16 protein-coding genes and 1 other RNA gene are annotated in these 16,782 nt (G+C 63.0%); 12 read left to right on the forward strand and 5 right to left on the reverse strand.

The features are described 5' to 3' along the window. Nucleotides 1-13 precede the first annotated feature (13 nt). The 8 genes from AC1DWQ_RS15705 to AC1DWQ_RS15740 all read left to right on the forward strand — a co-directional run bounded on the left by AC1DWQ_RS15705 (nucleotide 14) and on the right by AC1DWQ_RS15740 (nucleotide 7,926). The gene (locus tag AC1DWQ_RS15705; RefSeq protein ID WP_477670477.1) at nucleotides 14-1,048 is read left to right on the forward strand and encodes an SPFH domain-containing protein; all 1,035 of its coding nucleotides are present in this window, start codon (nucleotides 14-16) and stop codon (nucleotides 1,046-1,048) included. 44 nt (nucleotides 1,049-1,092) lie between these two features. Then, a complete protein-coding gene (locus AC1DWQ_RS15710; protein ID WP_477670478.1) occupies nucleotides 1,093-2,610 on the forward strand; it encodes a DUF4178 domain-containing protein in 1,518 nt (505 codons plus the stop codon). A gap of 48 nt (nucleotides 2,611-2,658) precedes the next feature. Then, a complete protein-coding gene (locus AC1DWQ_RS15715; protein ID WP_007871890.1) occupies nucleotides 2,659-2,880 on the forward strand; it encodes a DUF350 domain-containing protein in 222 nt (73 codons plus the stop codon). A 53-nt stretch (nucleotides 2,881-2,933) separates the two neighbouring features. Continuing rightward, nucleotides 2,934-3,009, forward strand: a non-coding RNA gene (locus tag AC1DWQ_RS15720) — sX9 sRNA. Between the two features lie 62 nt (nucleotides 3,010-3,071). After that, nucleotides 3,072-4,622 (forward strand): polyamine aminopropyltransferase, encoded by a 1,551-nt coding sequence (locus AC1DWQ_RS15725; protein ID WP_477670479.1) that lies wholly within the window; start codon nucleotides 3,072-3,074, stop codon nucleotides 4,620-4,622. After that, nucleotides 4,601-6,235, forward strand: coding sequence for an FAD-dependent oxidoreductase (locus tag AC1DWQ_RS15730; RefSeq protein ID WP_477670480.1), 1,635 nt, complete (start codon nucleotides 4,601-4,603; stop codon nucleotides 6,233-6,235). Before AC1DWQ_RS15725 ends, AC1DWQ_RS15730 begins: the two co-directional genes overlap by 22 nt. A gap of 94 nt (nucleotides 6,236-6,329) precedes the next feature. Further along, nucleotides 6,330-7,409: a hypothetical protein gene (locus AC1DWQ_RS15735; protein ID WP_477670481.1), complete on the forward strand. Its 1,080-nt coding sequence runs from the start codon at nucleotides 6,330-6,332 to the stop codon at nucleotides 7,407-7,409. Nucleotides 7,410-7,497: 88 nt separating this feature from the next. Beyond that, nucleotides 7,498-7,926, forward strand: a complete 429-nt coding sequence (locus tag AC1DWQ_RS15740) for a hypothetical protein (protein WP_477670482.1) — start codon at nucleotides 7,498-7,500, stop codon at nucleotides 7,924-7,926. A 25-nt stretch (nucleotides 7,927-7,951) separates the two neighbouring features. Here the strand turns inward: AC1DWQ_RS15740 and AC1DWQ_RS15745 are convergent, their stop codons facing one another. Both AC1DWQ_RS15745 and AC1DWQ_RS15750 read right to left on the reverse strand, forming a co-directional pair. Further along, on the reverse strand, nucleotides 7,952-9,355 hold the full coding sequence (locus AC1DWQ_RS15745) for an aminopeptidase P N-terminal domain-containing protein (protein ID WP_477670483.1): 1,404 nt from the start codon (nucleotides 9,353-9,355) through the stop codon (nucleotides 7,952-7,954). 12 nt (nucleotides 9,356-9,367) lie between these two features. Next, entirely contained in the window at nucleotides 9,368-10,132 is a 765-nt protein-coding gene (locus AC1DWQ_RS15750) for a nucleotidyltransferase family protein (RefSeq protein WP_477670484.1), read from the reverse strand. Between the two features lie 61 nt (nucleotides 10,133-10,193). Between AC1DWQ_RS15750 and AC1DWQ_RS15755 the strand changes: the two genes are divergently transcribed. Beyond that, nucleotides 10,194-10,979, forward strand: coding sequence for a nucleotidyltransferase domain-containing protein (locus AC1DWQ_RS15755; protein WP_477670485.1), 786 nt, complete (start codon nucleotides 10,194-10,196; stop codon nucleotides 10,977-10,979). Nucleotides 10,980-10,985: 6 nt separating this feature from the next. Here AC1DWQ_RS15755 and speD read toward each other — a convergent pair whose 3' ends face one another. Continuing rightward, nucleotides 10,986-11,363, reverse strand: coding sequence for an adenosylmethionine decarboxylase (gene speD, locus AC1DWQ_RS15760; RefSeq protein WP_477651193.1), 378 nt, complete (start codon nucleotides 11,361-11,363; stop codon nucleotides 10,986-10,988). A 133-nt stretch (nucleotides 11,364-11,496) separates the two neighbouring features. Between speD and tkt the strand changes: the two genes are divergently transcribed. From tkt to AC1DWQ_RS15775, 3 genes are all read left to right on the forward strand, one after another. Continuing rightward, nucleotides 11,497-13,539: a transketolase gene (gene tkt / locus AC1DWQ_RS15765; protein ID WP_477670486.1), complete on the forward strand. Its 2,043-nt coding sequence runs from the start codon at nucleotides 11,497-11,499 to the stop codon at nucleotides 13,537-13,539. A 64-nt stretch (nucleotides 13,540-13,603) separates the two neighbouring features. Beyond that, entirely contained in the window at nucleotides 13,604-14,602 is a 999-nt protein-coding gene (gap, locus tag AC1DWQ_RS15770) for a type I glyceraldehyde-3-phosphate dehydrogenase (RefSeq protein ID WP_457281959.1), read from the forward strand. Nucleotides 14,603-14,697: 95 nt separating this feature from the next. Beyond that, on the forward strand, nucleotides 14,698-14,928 hold the full coding sequence (locus tag AC1DWQ_RS15775; protein ID WP_477670487.1) for a hypothetical protein: 231 nt from the start codon (nucleotides 14,698-14,700) through the stop codon (nucleotides 14,926-14,928). Nucleotides 14,929-14,936: 8 nt separating this feature from the next. Here AC1DWQ_RS15775 and AC1DWQ_RS15780 read toward each other — a convergent pair whose 3' ends face one another. Next, nucleotides 14,937-15,383 (reverse strand): hypothetical protein, encoded by a 447-nt coding sequence (locus AC1DWQ_RS15780; protein WP_477670488.1) that lies wholly within the window; start codon nucleotides 15,381-15,383, stop codon nucleotides 14,937-14,939. A gap of 198 nt (nucleotides 15,384-15,581) precedes the next feature. Next, nucleotides 15,582-16,640, reverse strand: coding sequence for a pirin family protein (locus AC1DWQ_RS15785; RefSeq protein WP_477670489.1), 1,059 nt, complete (start codon nucleotides 16,638-16,640; stop codon nucleotides 15,582-15,584). Nucleotides 16,641-16,782: the final 142 nt, after the last annotated feature.

Consider the following 16,782-nt stretch of genomic DNA (forward strand, 5'->3'; position numbering starts at 1 on the left):
AAGGGAGCGCGCTATGGCCTTAATGGACTTCATCAAGAAACAGTTCATCGACATCATCCAGTGGACCGAGGACGACGACGGCACACTGGCCTGGCGTTTTCCGATGGCCGACATGGAGATCCAGTACGGCGCCTCGCTCACCGTGCGCGAATCGCAAATGGCGGTCTTCGTCAACGAGGGCAAGATCGCCGACGTGTTCGGTCCCGGCATGTACAAGCTGACGACGCAGACCGTTCCGGTGCTGACCTACCTCAAGAACTGGGACAAGCTGTTCGAGTCTCCCTTCAAGAGCGACGTCTACTTCTTCAGCACCCGCCAGCAGATCGACCAGAAGTGGGGCACGCCCCAGCCCATCACCATTCGCGACAAGGACTTCGGTGCCGTCCGGCTGCGCGCCTTCGGCAACTACAACTTCCGTGTTGCCGACCCCAAGCTTTTCCACACCGAAATTTCAGGCACGCGTGACCGCTACACCACGGCCGACCTTGACGGGCAGCTGCGCGGCCTGGTGCTGCAGAACATTTCTGCCGCCATTGCAGCCAGCGACATTGCCTTCCTCGATCTGGCCGCGAACCAGCTCGTGTTTGCGCAGGCGCTGGCGGCGCAGCTCGTGCCCGAATTTGCCAAGCTAGGCCTGAAGCTCGAGGGCATGACGGTGCAGAACCTCTCGCTGCCCGAAGAGCTGCAAAAAATCCTCGACCAGAAAATCGGTATGGGCATGGTCGGCAACGACATGGGCAAGTTCATGCAGTACCAGACGGCGCAGGCCATCCCGAAATTCGCCGAAGGCGGCGGGGGCGGCAGCGGTATTGCCGGTGACGCCATGGGCCTGGGTGCCGGTGTGGCGCTGGGCCAGGTGCTGGCGCAAAACCTGCAGCAGGGCCTGCAGGGCGGCGCAGCCCAAGCGGCTTCCGCTGCAGCGGCGGCGGTCAAGCCCGACGATGTCATGGCCACGCTCGAGAAGCTGGGAGAACTCAAGGCCAAGGGCATCCTCACACAGGAAGAGTTCGACGCCAAGAAGGCCGAGTTGCTAAAAAAACTGGTCTGACACGGCCCCGGCCCCTTCACTGACCGACCTCGACCAGGCCCCACTTGGCATCCGAGCCCCAGCAACGCGCCTACCGCGCGCCGTGTCCCGGCTGCGGTGCGCCTGTTGAATTCCGCAGCGCGCAGTCCACCCATGCGGTGTGCGGCTATTGCCAGAGCACCGTCGTGCGTGACGGTGACACGCTGTCGCGCATCGGCAAGATGGCCGAACTGTTCAACGACTTCAGCCCGTTGCAGCTGCAAGCCTCCGGGGTCTGGCAGGGTCGCAACTTCACGCTCGTCGGCCGGCTGCAATACAAGTACGCCCAGGGAACCTGGACCGAGTGGTATGCCATTCTGGATGACGGCAGCGCGGCCTTCCTGAGTGAGGACAACGGCGCTTATGTGTTCAGCCGGCCCACCAGCCTGCAGCGCGCCGTACCGCCCGCAGAAAACTTTCGCATCGGCGCCACCACGGCGATCAATGCCAAGCCATTCAGTGTGGCCTCCAACGAGAGCGTTGTGCTGCTGTCCGCACAGGGCGAGCTGCCGCGCCTGCCGGCGCTGGGCATGCCCTTTGCCGTGGTTGAATTGCGCAGCACGGATGGCGATGTGCTCAGTGTTGACTACGGCACGGCATCCGGCGGCGGCGCGCCGGTGCTGTCGCTGGGCCGCTCGGTGTTGCTTGACGAACTGAAGCTGGCTGGCCTGAAGGACGAGTCTGCCAAGGAAGAAAGCGGGAGGCAGTTCAGCTGCCCCAACTGCGGAGCGACGGTGGCGGTTACGCTGGCTGCCAGCAAAAGCATCACCTGCAGTTCCTGCAACAGCCTCATCGACCTGAGCCAGGGCACAGGCGCCGCGCTTCAGCATGCGATCCAGGACGAACCGGTTGCCCCGCTGATCGCGCTGGGAAGCACGGGCCAGTTGCTGGGCACGCAATGGCAGGTCGTCGGGTTCCAGCACCGCATGGGGTACGAGCCCGACGATCCGGACGAGCACTTCGGCTGGGATGAATACCTGCTCTACAACCGCAAGCGCGGCTTTACCTTTCTGGTGGACGCCACCGACGGCTGGAGCGTGGTCAAGCCCCTGACCGGCGCGCCCACCTTCAAGACGGGTGGCGAAAGCGCCACCTACCTCAAGACCACCTACCGCCTGCAAAGCAGCTACCGCGCCGAGACCACATATGCCGCCGGCGAGTTCTACTGGCAGGTTCAGCGCGGGCAAAAAACCTTTAACCGCGATTTCGCCAGCGGCAGCGCGCTGCTGTCCCAGGAAGAGGCGCCGAACGAAGTCACCTGGTCCAGCGGCAGCAAGCTGGACGGCGGCCTGGTGGCCAGGGCTTTCAAGCTTGAAGGCAAGAAAGACCTCTTCAAGCGCGCGGATGCCAAGCCCCTGAGCAGTGCGTCGGGCATGGGTTGCGGCACCATTGTTGTGGTGGTGCTGGTGATACTGGTGGTTCTGTTGCTGGTCACGCGCTGCTCGCGCTGCGACCCGAATGTCGAGAACTGTTCTTCGTCCAGCAGCTCGCGCAGTTCAGGCGGTTCATTCGGTGGATTTTCCGGCGGAGGCGGCCATAAATGAAGCCAGCCCCTTTCTATTCAACCTGGCAGATTTTTTCTGGAGAACATCATGGGACTTGAATGGCTTAAACCCGCCGCATTCCTCGGCTCGATTTTGTTCGCGCTGATCGGCGTGATCATCTTCTGGCTGAGCTTTGTCATCATTGACAAAATGACGCCGTACGACCTGTGGCTGGAGATTGTCGAGAAGCAGAACGTGGCGCTGGCGCTGGTGGTTGCCGCGATGGCGCTGGGCATTTGCGTAATAGTAGCCGCCGCCATCCACGGATAGTTCCCGGCTACTGCGCGAACTGGGGGTGGCGTTGGCCGGTGCTCGGAATCCTCATGTACCCGCAGGTACATTCCGGTTCCTGCGCGCCGTCCGCCTTGCCCGCAGCTCGCTCGCTACGCCCTTGACGCCGTCGTGATACCGGCTCGCTTCGCATCGCAGTTCTGCATATCCCATCCATCGGCACCCTCGTTTTGAACACTAAACCCCCCTCCACCGTTGCCACACCGCGCCCTCTTGAAGTCGCGCTGCTGGCCAGCGTCTTTGTGGTCGCGGCGTGCGGGCTGGTGTATGAGCTGGCGGCAGGGGCTTTGGCTTCTTATCTGCTGGGCGATTCGGTGCTGCAGTTTTCCACCATCATCGGTAGCTATCTGTTTGCCATGGGTATTGGGTCCTGGTTGTCGCGGTTTTTCGAGCGGCAGTTGCCGGCCCATTTTTTGCGCATTGAATTGATGGTGGCGCTGGTGGGCGGTGCGCTGCCGGCCACGCTTTTTCTGGCGAATGCCTATGTGCCCGGTGCTTTCCGTTTCCTGCTGTACGCCATGGTGCTGCTGGTGGGCACGCTGGTGGGGCTGGAGATTCCGCTGGTCATGCGCATCCTGCGGCGCAACGTGGCGCTCAAGGAGCTGGTGTCGCAGGTGCTCACCTTCGACTACCTGGGCGCACTGGCCGTGTCGCTGGCATTTCCGCTGGTGCTGGTGCCGCACCTGGGCCTTATACGCACCGGCCTGCTGTTTGGCCTTATGAACGCGGCTGTCGCGGTGTGGGCGCTGTGGCTGTTCCGCCATGAGCTGCGGCACGTCAAGTCGCATGCCCTGGCTTGCCTGGGGGTCTTGTGCGTGCTGGGTGCCGGCTTTGTGGGCGCGAACCAGATCACCACACTGGCCGAAGACCATTTCTACCAGGACCGTGTCATCTTCACCGCCACCACGCCTTACCAGCGCATCGTGGTCACGAACGGCCGCGGCGGCCACCGCCTGTTCCTCAACGGCAACCTGCAGTTTGCCGAGCGCGACGAATACCGTTATCACGAAGCGCTGGTGCACCCGGTGATGAGCGCGCACGGCGCGCCGAAAAACATCGCGGTATTGGGCGGCGGCGACGGCATGGCGGTGCGCGAAGTCCTTAAATACCCCAGTGTGGAAAGCGTCACGCTGGTAGAGCTGGACCCGGCCATGACGCAGCTGTTCAGCCAGCAGCCGGCCTTGAAGCGCCTGAACGGCGACGCGCTGCTGTCACCCAAGGTACACATCGTGAATGCCGACGCCTTCCAGTGGCTGGACAAAAACGCCGGCATGTTCGACATCATCATCGTGGACTTCCCCGACCCGACCAATTTTTCCATCGGCAAGCTCTACACCAACTCGTTTTATGCGCTGCTCGACCAGCACCTTTCGGCCAGCGGCTATGCGGTCATCCAGACCACGTCTCCCCTGGTGGCGCGGCGCAGCTACTGGACGGTGGTGAGCACGCTGGAATCCGTCGGGCTCAAGGCCGCCCCCTATCACGCCAATGTGCCCAGTTTTGGCGAATGGGGTTTTGTGGTCGCCAGCCGACGGCCTTTCAGCCCCACGACGCAAAGCGGCGCCTTGCCCGCCGGCCTGCGTTTTCTGGACCCGCAGACCTTGCCCTTGCTGTTTGATTTCCCTGTGGACATGGCACGCGTGCCGGCGCCCGTCAACCGGCTCTCCAGCCAGGAACTGGTGCACAGTTACGAGCAGGAATGGGGCAAGGTGCTGCATTGAAGCGCCGGGATTTCCTGGCCGCCTCCGCACTTCCGCTGCTGGGCTGCAAGGAGGCCACGCATGTCGAAGGCGGTTTTGTGGGTGCGAACCATGAGCGCGGCCATCTGCTTCGGCCTGACGAGACCGGCAGAGCCCGTGCCTGGCCGGCCCCTTCCGTCACCCGGCGCACCCGCGTACTAATTGCCGGCGGCGGTGTCGCCGGCCTGGCGGCGGCGCGTGCGCTGCGCCTGCGCGGCATGCAGGACTTCGCGCTGCTGGAGCTGGAAGACCAGGCCGGTGGCAACAGCCGCGCAGGCGTGGTCAATGGCGTGCCTTGCCCGCTGGGCGCGCACTACCTGCCGGTGCCCGGGGATGCGGCGCGTGATGTGCAGGATTTGCTCGAAGAACTTTCACTGCGCCAGCGCGTGGCCGGCCGCTGGGTGTATGACGAACGCCATTTGTGCCACAGCCCGCAGGAGCGGCTGTTCATCAATGGCCAGTGGCAGGAAGGGCTGCTGCCCCTGCAGGATGCCGGTGCTGCCGTGCTGGCCGAGTACCGGCGCTTTGCGGTGCTGGTGCAGCAGACCTCGTCTGCAGCCGCATTCCCGATTCCTGTTGCCGGAGTGCCCTTGGCACCGCAACACCGCGCGCTGGATGCCGTGACGTTCAAGGCATGGCTGGACCAGCAGCAACTCACCAGTACGCCACTGCGCTGGTACCTCGACTATTGCTGCCGCGACGATTACGGCGCGGGCCTGGACACGGTATCGGCCTGGGCCGGCATCCATTACTTCGCCAGCCGGCATGGTTTTCAAGCGCCCGGCGACGCAGCTTCTGCGGAGCGCGAAGCGGGTGTGCTCACCTGGCCCGAGGGCAACGGCTGGCTTACCCGCCAATTGGCTGCACCACTCGGTGAACGCCTGTACGCCGGCCGCACCGTGGTTCGCGTGGCTGCGGGCCGTCATGGTGTAGAGGTCGATGCCTTCAATGCGGCGACCCAGACCGTCGAGCGCTGGCAGGCTGAGCAATGCATCCTGGCGATGCCGCTGTTTGTGGCGGCGCGTGTGGTGGAAAGCCCGCCGCCCGCATTGCGCGAAGCCGCCGGCCAGCTGCGTTACGCACCCTGGCTGGTGGCCAACCTGCACATCAAGGCCGCGCTGCACGACCGGCCCGGTGCCGCACCCAGCTGGGACAACGTCATCTACGGCGGGGACGCAGCAGGCAGCGTTGCGCAGGCAGGCCTGGGTTACGTCGACGCCATGCACCAGAGCCTGCAGGCCGTGCCCGGCGCCACGGTGCTCACGTATTACCGCGCCTTTGGCATTGAACCGGCGGGCCGCAAAGCCTTGTACGAGAAGCCCTGGACGCACTGGCGTGACAGCGTGCTGGCCGAGCTGTCGGCGCCGCATCCTGATCTGCCCGGCAAGGTCACGCGCATGGAAATCATGCGTTATGGCCATGCGATGAGCACGCCGGTGCCGGGTGTGCGCAACAGTGCGGCTTTGCGGGCGCTGCAAGGGCGTTTGCAGGCGCCTTGGCAGCGGCTGCATTTTGCGCACAGTGATTTATCGGGGTATTCGGTGTTTGAGGAGGCTTTTACGCAGGGGCATCACAGAGGGACTTCACTGGCCTGACCGCGTGTCGGCCAGATGGATGGAGGCCCTTGGACCGGATGGCAACTTGGCTTAGCATGAGAGCCAGCCAGGCGTGACCTGGTGGGAGGTATGGATGGAATTCGACCAGATGTTTGAAACCCTGGCCGCCTTGCCGGCCGCGGAGCAACGGCAGTGGGCGCTGGCCGTGCTGGGCGTTCTCGCCACCATGGCGCTGGTGCTCCTTGTTGAGCGCCGCTACTTCAAAAGAAGCCAGAGAACCGGCAGTTGGATCGCGTTGAGGCTGGCATCGGCGTTGTTGGCGCCGCTCACCTTTGCCGCCGTGGTGGTTCCGGCCCGGTCTGTATCGGGCATGGAAGCCCTTGCTGTTTTTTATGTAGCCCTTTTCACTGCCGTGCCGCTTTTATGGTTTGGCGGCCATCTGCTGGTGGGCCGCGGCTTGCGGCCCGCCTTGACGACCAGCGAATGCATGGTGCTCGCCATTGTGGGCATCGGCATCCTGGCGATTCCCGCCACCGCATTCATGGCCGCGCAATTTCCGATGGAAGATGCGGCGCGGCGCCTGGCAACCCAGCGGCAGAAAGCACCTGGCTCCACGCCGCTTGCGCATACGGCCGGCCCTCTCCGGCGTTTTACGGTGCCGGGGGCCGGCGAGGTTTACGCGCAGTCGTTGACCGCCCCGGTCGGCATCCGGCTGGAGCGGGTCGATGACAGACGCAACGGGCCCTGGTACGACACGCGGGGCACCACGCATCCGGTGTTCTGCAGACAGGGCGAGGATTTGCACTTGATGTGGTCAGCGAGCGAGCCGGCGCCGCAATTGCGCCTGCACTGGGTGCAAGCAGACGGCCGGCGTGTGAAGGGAGAGTTTTTTGCGGACCCTCGGACGGCGTCCGCAGACACCCCTGAGTTTTCAATCGCTTTTCGTCCCGACGGGTTTGACCCGGTGGCGCCGATTCCCCGCGTGCGCGCCTACCTGGGCATTCTTCAGCGGGATGGCACGATGTACACCAATATGCTCAATCCGTTGCAACCGGGGGAGACGTCGCAGAACGACTGCCTGATGCAGGGCTACCGTCGTGTGGGGTGGCCGGACGAGGGAGTGGTGCAGAAGGTCAGTATCACGTTTCAGTTGCCGATGGGCGCGCTACCCTTGCGGGGAGAACTTGTGCGGCCAGCCGTTGAGGCTAAGTAGGCAGGCCGGATAATCTCGTTGCGCCATGGCAAATGGCTAATCCAGAAGGAAACTCATGCCGGACTTTGTGGTTTACCGGGCAAGGCCCATGTCTTTGTTGTCGTGCGGTGTACTGGCAACGCTGCTTGCATCCTGTGCGGTCAACAAACAGGCGGCCGATACAGTGGTGCTGACGGGGCGCGTGGAAAAGGTCTATGACCCCTGCACCCAATCCCTGACCAATAACTTCACGGCCAATGTTGAGCAGCCACCCGGCATAGCGGCCATCGGCAGGGCAATGGAGCCTCTGCTCAAGCCAATCGACAAGGCCTTGGCACCGCGAGAGTGTCTTTTCTTGATACGCCAGACCAATACCGAGCAGCTCTTTTTTCGGACCAGTCAGAATTTTGCCGTTGGCAGTTGTGTGAAGGTCTACCTGACGGCCGAAAAAATGCGTGCCTGGAAAAGCATCAATCCCTTGATGACCAACACGTTGGTGGAACCAGGTTCGGCGATAGAGGCAAGCGATTGCCCCTGAGCGAAACGCTATTCCCAAAGCGCTCTTACCCCTTCATCAACGCCTCAATCTCATCCCCATCCACCGGCACACCCCGCGTCATCAGCTCACAGCCCTTGGCGGTCACCAGCGCATCGTCCTCAATCCGGATGCCGATGTTCCAGAACTCCTTGGGCACGTTCTTGCCGGGGCGTACATAAATACCGGGCTCGATGGTCAGCACCATGCCGGGCCGCAGGATGCGTGAGGGCTTGCGCATCACGGTCTGGCCCAGGGCGTCTTTTTCCTCGCGCGGCTTGCTGCCGGGCTCGGTGTAGTCGCCGCAGTCATGCACGTCCATGCCCATCCAGTGGCCCGTGCGGTGCATGTAAAACTGGCGGTAGGCGCCGGACTCGAGCACGTCGTCGACCTTGCCGTGCTTCTTTTTGTCGAGTAGGCCGGTGTCCAGCATGCCTTCCACCAGTACACGCGTCGCAGCATCGTGCGGATCTAAAAAGCGTTTGCCGGGCTTTGTCACTTTCACCGCGGCGACCTGCGCGGCCAGCACGATGTCGTACAGCGTGCGCTGGGCCGGCGTGAACTTGCCGTCTGCCGGGAAGGTGCGGGTGATGTCGCTGGCGTAGCCGTCCAGTTCGCAGCCGGCGTCGATCAGGCACAGCTGGCCGGGTTTGAGTTCCGTATCGCCGGCGCGGTAATGCAGGATGCAGGCGTTGGCGCCGGCCGCGACGATGCTGCCGTAAGCCGGAAACTGCGAACCATGGCGGCGGAACTCGTGCAGCAGTTCAGCTTCGAGGTGGTATTCACGCAGGCCGCCCTTCAGTTTCCCGTTGGCACCGTTGCGCAGCATCGCTGCCGAGGTCTGCATGGCGCGTACGTGGGCACCGGCTGAAATCTTGCCGGCGCGCTTGAGGATGGCGACTTCATGGCTGTCTTTGACCAGCCGCATTTCGTCGAGCAGCTTGCACAAATCGTGCTGGCTTTGCGGGCACTCGGCGCCGTAACGCACGCGGGCGCGCACCTTGTTCAACCAGCCGTCCACTTGGGTTTCCAGGCCCTTGTGTGTGGCAAATGGAAACCACACGGCGCTCTGGTTGCTCAGCAGCCCAGGCATTTTTTCTTCCAGCGCTTCCACACTGAAGGCGGCGTCCACACCCAGCGCGGCGGGCGCGGCCTTGGGGCCCAGGCGAATGCCGTCCCAGATCTCACGCTCCAGGTCCTTGGGCCGGCAAAACAGCGTGGTCTTGCCGCTGGCCTCAATCACCAGCCAGCTGTCGGGTTCGCTGAAGCCGGTCAGGTAATAAAAATAGCTGTCGTGGCGGTAGGGAAAGTCGCTGTCGCGGTTGCGCGGGTATTCGGGCGCGGTGGGCAGCAGGGCGATGCCGCCGCCGGCCGCCTTCAGGGCGCGGGCAATGGCAGCGCGGCGTTTTTCGTAGATCGTGGTGGTGCTCATATGCGTTCCGCTTCAGTTTGTGGTGGTTTGATTCAGCTCGTGCAGCCGCGCCGGTGTGCCGACATCGGTCCAGGCGCCTTCATACAGCTCGGCGCTCACGGCCTGATTGTCCATCGCCGTACGCAAAAGCGGTGCCAGCGGGGCTTTCAGGCCCTGGGGGTTGCCGAAGGGCAGGCTGTCGAACAACTCGCGCCGGTACAGGCCGATGGTGCTGTAGGTGAATTTGGGCTGCGGGTTGTCCTTGGGCAGGTTCAACGCCAGGCCGTCGGGGCTGAGGCCAAAGTCGCCTTTCGGGTTGTGTGCGGGGTTGGGCACCAGCCAGAGGTGGGCCAGCGTGTTGCCGGCGGCAAACCGGGCAACGGCGGCCTGGGTGAACTCAAAGCCGGGCACAAACACATCACCCGCCAGCACCCAGAAAATGTCACCCAGCAGCGGCAACGCACGCGCAATGCCTCCGGCGGTTTCCAGTGCGCCGCCAAAATCCACGCCTTCGTGTGAGTATGAAATTGATAGCTGCTTGCGCCCGTCCTTATTGGGCTGCAGCCCGAAATGGCTTGAAGAAAGCGCCGAAAAATGGGCCGGAACCTGTTCACCCAGCCAGGCCGTGTTGATGACCAGGCCGGTAAAACCACCGCGCACCAGCGCAGTAACCTGCCAGTCAATCAGCGGCTTGCCGCGCACCGGCAGCAGGGGCTTGGGCGTGGTGTTGGTCAGCGGGCGCATGCGCTCGCCGCGGCCGGCGGCCATGATCATGGCTTTGATGGGTGCAGAGGGCATGACGGCAGTTTAACGGGGCCGCTCATGCAGAATGGATGAACCAAAATTCGAAAGCCTGCCGATGATTCCTCCCGAGATCCACGCTGAAATCATGAGCCGCCTCGCAGCCACCGAACGGGAGCACGGTGTGCGCATCCTGATGGCGATCGAGTCCGGCAGCCGGGCCTGGGGCTTTGCGTCGCCGAACAGTGATTTCGACGTGCGCTTTATTTACGCGCGGCCGGCCGACGACTACCTCTCGCTTGATCTTGAGGACCGCCGTGACGTCATCGAGTACCCCATCGTCGACGACATCGACCTCAACGGTTGGGACCTGCGTAAAGCGCTGCGCCTGTTCTGGAAGTCGAATCCGGGATTTGTCGAGTGGATTCAGTCGCCGATCAAATATATGGAAAACGGTCCCTTTGCCGAAGAGGCGAGGCGGCTGTTGCCCCTGGTCTACTCGTGCGAGCGGGGCATACACCATTACCGCAGTTCGGCCAAGGGCAACTACCGCGAACACCTGCAGGGTGAGATGGTGCGGCTCAAGAAGTATTTTTATGTGCTGCGGCCGCTGCTCGCGGTGCGCTGGCTCGAGCGCTACGGCACAGCCGCGCCTATCGAATTCGCCAGCCTGCTGCACCTGATCGAGGGTGAGACGGACCTGCTCGCCGACATCGACGAAATGCTGGAGAAAAAACGCGGCGCGCCTGAATTGGGCCTGTCGGCGCCTTTCCCGCGAGTCAATGCCTTTATTGAGGTTGAGCTTGCCAGGCTGGATGCGGCGATCCCGGAACGCGATGATCTTCGGCCCGTGCTGCCGACCCTCAACGCGCTCTTTTTGACGACCGTGCGCGAGAAGTGGTGAGCCGGCCTACTGCGTATCTCCCCGGTCCAGCGACCGCTGCTCGGTCCATTCCGGATTAAAGCGCCGCACCAGCGCGTCCATCAGGCCGCGCGCCCTGGCGGAGTGGTCGCCGCCGAAGTTGCACACATAGACGTCCAGCGTTACTGCTTTTTGCTCGGGCCAGGTGTGCACGCACACATGCGACTCGGCCAGCAGCACGGTCGCCGTGATGCCCCCGGGGCCATGCACGGTGTCGGGAAAAGTGTGAAACAGCTGGTTAACGGCCTGCAGGCCGGCCGCCTGCACGGCCTGCACGCACCAGTCGCCCAGTCGGGTGGCGTCGGTCAGCCAGGCCGGGTCGCAGCGGCATTTGTAAAGGTCGGCGGTCAGGTGAAGGCCTTGCATGCCCCTGACTTTAGTGCATGACGGGGTGCCGCCCGGCCAAATCGGGTCCAAACCCCCGCCAAACCGGTGGGGAGGGCCCAAACGGTAAAATACCGGGTTACCCCTGATCTTTTCCCCTCCCGGAGCTGCCTACATGGCCAATACGCAAATGATGGCGAATGCGATACGCGCACTCGCAATGGACGCCGTTCAACAAGCCAATTCCGGACATCCCGGCGCCCCCATGGGCATGGCCGACATGGCAGTCGCCCTCTGGGGCCGCCACCTCAAGCACAGCCCGCACAACCCCAACTGGTTCGACCGCGACCGGTTTGTGCTGTCCAACGGCCACGGCTCCATGCTCATTTATGCCGTACTGCACCTCACCGGCTACAAGCTGCCCATCGGCGAACTCAAGAATTTCCGCCAGCTCCACAGCAAAACCCCCGGCCACCCCGAATACGGCTACACCCCCGGCGTTGAAACCACCACCGGCCCGCTGGGCCAGGGCCTGACCAATGCGGTCGGCATGGCGCTGGCTGAAAAGCTGCTCGCCAAAGAGTTCAATCGCGAAGGCCACACCGTCGTCGACCACAACACCTATGTGTTCATGGGCGACGGCTGCCTGATGGAAGGCATCAGCCACGAAGCGGCCGCGCTCGCCGGTGCGTGGAAGCTCAACAAGCTGGTCGCGCTGTATGACGACAACGGCATCTCCATCGACGGCCAGGTCGCGCCCTGGTTCATCGACAACACCGCCGTGCGTTTTGCCGCCTACGGCTGGAACGTGCTGGGCCCCATCGACGGCCACGACGCCGAGCTGGTCTCGCAGGCCATCGAAGGCGCGAAGAAGTCCAACGACAAGCCCACGCTGATCATCTGCAAGACGCATATCGGCAAAGGTTCGCCCAACCGCGCCAACACCGCCAAGGCCCACGGCGAGCCGCTGGGCGCCGAAGAAATCAAGCTCACGCGCGAAGCCCTCAACTGGCCTTACGCACCGTTTGAAGTGCCGAAAGAAACCTACGACGCCTGGGACGCCAAGGCCAAGGGCCTGTCTCTTGAGGCCGCCTGGGACGCGAAATTCGCTGCCTACAAGGCCGCGCACCCCGCACTGGCCGCCGAGCTGGCCCGCCGTATGAAGGGCGACCTGCCCAAGAGCTTCTCGCAACTGGCTGTCGACACTGTCATCGGCGCACACACCAAGGCCGAAACCGTGGCCTCGCGCAAGGCTTCGCAGCTCGCACTCGAAGCCTTCACCGCCGGCCTGCCAGAGTTGCTGGGCGGCTCGGCCGATTTGACCGGCTCCAACCTCACCAACACCAAGTCCACGCCCAACCTGCGCTTTGACATGAACGGCGAAGTCGTGCTGACGGCCAATGCCGAAGGCGTGAGCGCCGGTGGCCGCCACATCAACTACGGCGTGCGCGAATTCGGCATGGCCGCCATCATGAACGGCATTGCGCTGCACGGTGGCTTCATTCCCTACGGCGGCACCTTCCTGACCTTCAGCGACTACAGCCGCAACGCCATCCGCATGGCCGCGCTGATGAAGATCCGCGTCATCCACGTCTTCACGCACGACTCCATCGGCCTCGGTGAAGACGGCCCGACGCACCAGTCCATCGAGCACGCCGCGAGCCTGCGTTTGATTCCCAACCTCGACGTCTGGCGTCCGGGCGACACGGCTGAAACGGCTGTTGCCTGGGCCGTCGCGCTCGAGAACAAGAACAAGCCGACGGCGCTGCTGCTGAGCCGCCAGAACCTGCCTTACGCACCGAAGAACGACCTCGGTGAAATCAGCAAGGGCGCTTATGTGCTGGCCGAGCCCGCCGAAGTGGGCCTGAACAAGAAGGCCCAGGCCGTCATCATCGCCACGGGTTCTGAAGTGCAACTCGCGCTCAAGGCGCAAGAGCTGCTCGCCGCTCACAAGATCGCTGTGCGCGTGGTTTCCATGCCCAGCACCACGACCTTTGACAAACAGAAAACGGCGTACAAATCCGAAGTGCTGCCCGAAGGCATCCCCCGCATCGCGGTGGAAATGGGCGTGACGGACGGCTGGTGGAAATACGGCTGTGCCGCCGTGGTGGGCATCGACAGCTACGGTGAATCGGCGCCCGCGCCAGTGCTGTTCAAGCACTTTGGCTTTACCGCCGAGAACGTGGCCGACACCGTGCGCAAGGTGCTGCGCAAGTAAACACGCGGATAACGGACACGGCCGCCCAATTCAACAAGATTTCAACTTCCAGGAGCAACAGCAGATGACTATCAAACTTGGCATTAATGGTTTTGGCCGTATCGGCCGCAACGTGTTTCGCTCGGCCATCAAAAGCTTTGGCGACATTGAAATCGTCGGCATCAATGATTTGCTCGAGCCTGAGTACCTGGCCTACATGCTGAAGTACGACTCGGTGCACGGCCGCTTCGAAGGCGACGTGTCCGTTGAAGGCAACACGCTGATCGTCAACGGCAAGAAGATCCGCCTGACGCAGGAACGTGACCCCGCCAACCTCAAGTGGGGCGATATCGGCGCCACCGTGGTGCTGGAGTCCACGGGCCTCTTCCTCGACAAGGCTTCCGGTGAGAAGCACCTGGCCGCCGGCGCGAAGAAGGTCATCTTCTCGGCACCGTCGAAAGACGACACCCCGATGTTCGTTTTCGGCGTCAACGACAAGACCTACAAGGGCGAGGCCATCATTTCCAACGCCAGCTGCACCACCAACTGCCTGGCGCCTATCGCCAAGGTGCTGAACGACAAGTGGGGCATCAAGCGCGGCCTGATGACGACCGTGCACGCGGCCACTGCCACGCAGAAAACCGTGGACGGCCCGTCGAACAAAGACTGGCGCGGCGGCCGCGGCATCCTGGAAAACATCATTCCCTCCAGCACCGGCGCTGCCAAGGCTGTGGGCGTGGTGATCCCCGAGCTCAACAAGAAGCTGACCGGCATGTCCTTCCGCGTGCCCACCTCCGACGTGTCGGTGGTTGACCTGACCTGCGAGCTCAACAAGGAAGCCACGCTCAAGGAAATCTGCGCCGAAATGAAAGCGCAAAGCGAAGGCGCACTCAAGGGCATCCTGGGCTACACCGAAGACAAGGTCGTTGCCACCGACTTCCGCGGCGAGACCTGCACCAGCGTGTTTGACGCCGATGCGTCCATCGCGCTCGACGGCACCTTCATCAAGGTCGTCGCCTGGTACGACAACGAATGGGGCTACTCCAACAAGTGCCTCGAAATGGTCCGCGTGGTGGCGAAGTAATTCACTTCAACATCGCCAATAAAAAAGCGCCTCCGGGCGCTTTTTTATTGTCAGTGCAATACTCGGCGACCAGTCGCCCTGAAAGGTTCATGCTGATGCCCCTGACGTTCAAAAAACTCAACGAACAAGTGGTGAGTGTTCATCTGAGCAGCGGCGAGCTGGTGGGCCAGCTCAAACTGATTGGCGGCGTGTGGAAGTTCAAGGCCATTGGCTACACCGCAGACGGCCATGTAGTGCCCGGCGGTGGGCCGCTGACGGATCGCCACAACATGACTTTCGCCGCGCTGGACGAGGTGGTGGTCAATGCGGGGCTGATGCCTCCCTGAGTGGCAGGTCAATCAGGCAAGTGCAGGCCGGGCCGTTCATCGTCCCAGGCCATCGCGCTCATCTTCCAGCCTTCAGGCGTTTTGACGAACTGCGTCGAGATCATGCCGCGCGCCTCGAATGCCTCGCCGTTCATCGTGCCGGCCTTGCCGTAAGCGCTGTAGCGATGGGCAATGTTGCCGAAGATTTGTGTGGTTTCCGACAGCTCCCATTCCCTGAAGCGCGTCAGTGCACCGCTGTCCACCAGAGCCTGCCGCGGCGCGATGAATTCGCGCACGCTGGAAATCTCGGGTGCGGTTCCTGTGTTCTTGATCAGGAGGCCTGCGTCGATGAAGAGCGCGTGAATGTCATCGTACGACGGCACGCTGCCCGGCTCAAACGAGACGGCGCGAAAGAACGCCTGCGCCAGCGCATTCAGTTCGTTTTTGACCGCCTGGGAGTTGGGCTCCTGGCTCATGGCATCTCCTTGTGTTGGCGGGAGTGTAGGCGCCTGCTGCCGCACCCCACAGGCGGCGTTTGCGAAACCCGATATTGCCTGGGGGTACTGCGGGGAGGTTGACTGGTAATGCCGGAGTTATGCGAAAAGTGCCCCGGAGCAGCTAAGAACAAGCGCGGGCAGCTATTAAAAATATAGCAGCGAGGTGCTGCTCGGCCGTCAGTCGCCCGTCGGCCGCTCTTCGCGTCCGCCCGGGTGCCGCGCAAAGCGCGCCGGCTCCCGCCCATGCACCGGCGCGTCATCGCCAAACGACCAGCCACCAAACTGCGTGCGCTGGTAGTCCGCCATGGTTTGCGCGATTTCGGCTTGCGTGTTCATGACAAACGGGCCGTACTGGACCACCGGCTCACCAATGGGCTTGCCTTGCAGCATCAGGAATTCGGCTTCCTCGCCGCCGTTGACGATCTCTGCGTCCACGCCGGCCCGCAGCTCGATGGCGCTGTCCACACTCACCGCCTGACCGCCCAGCGTCGCCGACTGCCCCTTGAAAAAATAGAGCTGGCGCCGCGTGCCTTCGCCCGTTGCGGCGGGCAGCGTCCAGCGGGCGCCGGGCACCATGCGAATCGTCCAGATCGCCACGTCGGCCTCGGCCTGCGAGGCCCACGAATCCGGCGGCGGCGCCAGCGGCGCGGTTTGGGTATTTTGAATACGGCCGGCAATCACGGCCACTTCGGTGCCGCGCCCTTCGGCATCCTTGATGTCCAGGCGCGGAATGTCCTGCGACCAGAACATGGTGAAATGCGGCTCGCTCATCTTGCCGGCCGCCGGCAGGTTCAGCCAGATCTGGAACAGCTCCAGTGGATTGGGATTTTGCTGGTCCAGCAAAGGGAACATCTCGGAATGGACCACGCCCTTGCCGGCCGTCAGCCACTGCACGTCGCCGCGGCCAAAGCGCGCTGTCGCGCCCAGGGAGTCGGAATGGTCGATCAGTCCCTTGCGCACTATGGTCACGGTTTCAAAGCCGCGATGCGGGTGCGCGGGAAAGCCCGGCACCGTGCTGCCGTGGTACATGTTCCAGCCGTCCTTGCGGGCAAAGTCCTGGCCGATGTTGCGCCCCGCGAGCGAGGCATCCGGGCCCATCTGCGCATTGGCGCGGGGGTAAGCGTCGTCGTGGTACACGCAAAAGAGGAACGGGTCGAGCGTTGCCCACGGAAAGCCGAGCGGCTTGACCTGGAGGACTGGATGGGTGGCGGGACTTGCGGCGAGGTCGGCAGGCATGAGGAGGCCTTTCTGGCGTGAAACTTTCAACGAATACATATGAGGTTGGCCGCTGTCCTTTCAAGTTGCGCCGCCAGCCCATGCGTCGGGCCTGGCCCTGGAATTTTAGGGAAATATGCCCGTAGCCCTTATTTGGTAAGCG

This window comes from Polaromonas sp. P2_G11 (assembly GCF_056403595.1).

What these genes read in the sequence shown, in the direction of transcription:
- AC1DWQ_RS15705 (WP_477670477.1), top strand. Translation starts at nt 14, where the DNA reads ATGGCCTTAATGGACTTCATCAAGAAACAGTTCATCGACATCATCCAG.
- AC1DWQ_RS15715 (WP_007871890.1), top strand. Translation starts at nt 2,659, where the DNA reads ATGGGACTTGAATGGCTTAAACCCGCCGCATTCCTCGGCTCGATTTTG.
- AC1DWQ_RS15730 (WP_477670480.1), top strand. Translation starts at nt 4,601, where the DNA reads ATGGGGCAAGGTGCTGCATTGAAGCGCCGGGATTTCCTGGCCGCCTCC.
- AC1DWQ_RS15735 (WP_477670481.1), top strand. Translation starts at nt 6,330, where the DNA reads ATGGAATTCGACCAGATGTTTGAAACCCTGGCCGCCTTGCCGGCCGCG.
- AC1DWQ_RS15740 (WP_477670482.1), top strand. Translation starts at nt 7,498, where the DNA reads ATGTCTTTGTTGTCGTGCGGTGTACTGGCAACGCTGCTTGCATCCTGT.
- AC1DWQ_RS15745 (WP_477670483.1), bottom strand. Translation starts at nt 9,355, where the DNA reads ATGAGCACCACCACGATCTACGAAAAACGCCGCGCTGCCATTGCCCGC.
- AC1DWQ_RS15750 (WP_477670484.1), bottom strand. Translation starts at nt 10,132, where the DNA reads ATGCCCTCTGCACCCATCAAAGCCATGATCATGGCCGCCGGCCGCGGC.
- AC1DWQ_RS15755 (WP_477670485.1), top strand. Translation starts at nt 10,194, where the DNA reads ATGATTCCTCCCGAGATCCACGCTGAAATCATGAGCCGCCTCGCAGCC.
- speD (WP_477651193.1), bottom strand. Translation starts at nt 11,363, where the DNA reads ATGCAAGGCCTTCACCTGACCGCCGACCTTTACAAATGCCGCTGCGAC.
- tkt (WP_477670486.1), top strand. Translation starts at nt 11,497, where the DNA reads ATGGCCAATACGCAAATGATGGCGAATGCGATACGCGCACTCGCAATG.
- gap (WP_457281959.1), top strand. Translation starts at nt 13,604, where the DNA reads ATGACTATCAAACTTGGCATTAATGGTTTTGGCCGTATCGGCCGCAAC.
- AC1DWQ_RS15775 (WP_477670487.1), top strand. Translation starts at nt 14,698, where the DNA reads ATGCCCCTGACGTTCAAAAAACTCAACGAACAAGTGGTGAGTGTTCAT.
- AC1DWQ_RS15780 (WP_477670488.1), bottom strand. Translation starts at nt 15,383, where the DNA reads ATGAGCCAGGAGCCCAACTCCCAGGCGGTCAAAAACGAACTGAATGCG.
- AC1DWQ_RS15785 (WP_477670489.1), bottom strand. Translation starts at nt 16,640, where the DNA reads ATGCCTGCCGACCTCGCCGCAAGTCCCGCCACCCATCCAGTCCTCCAG.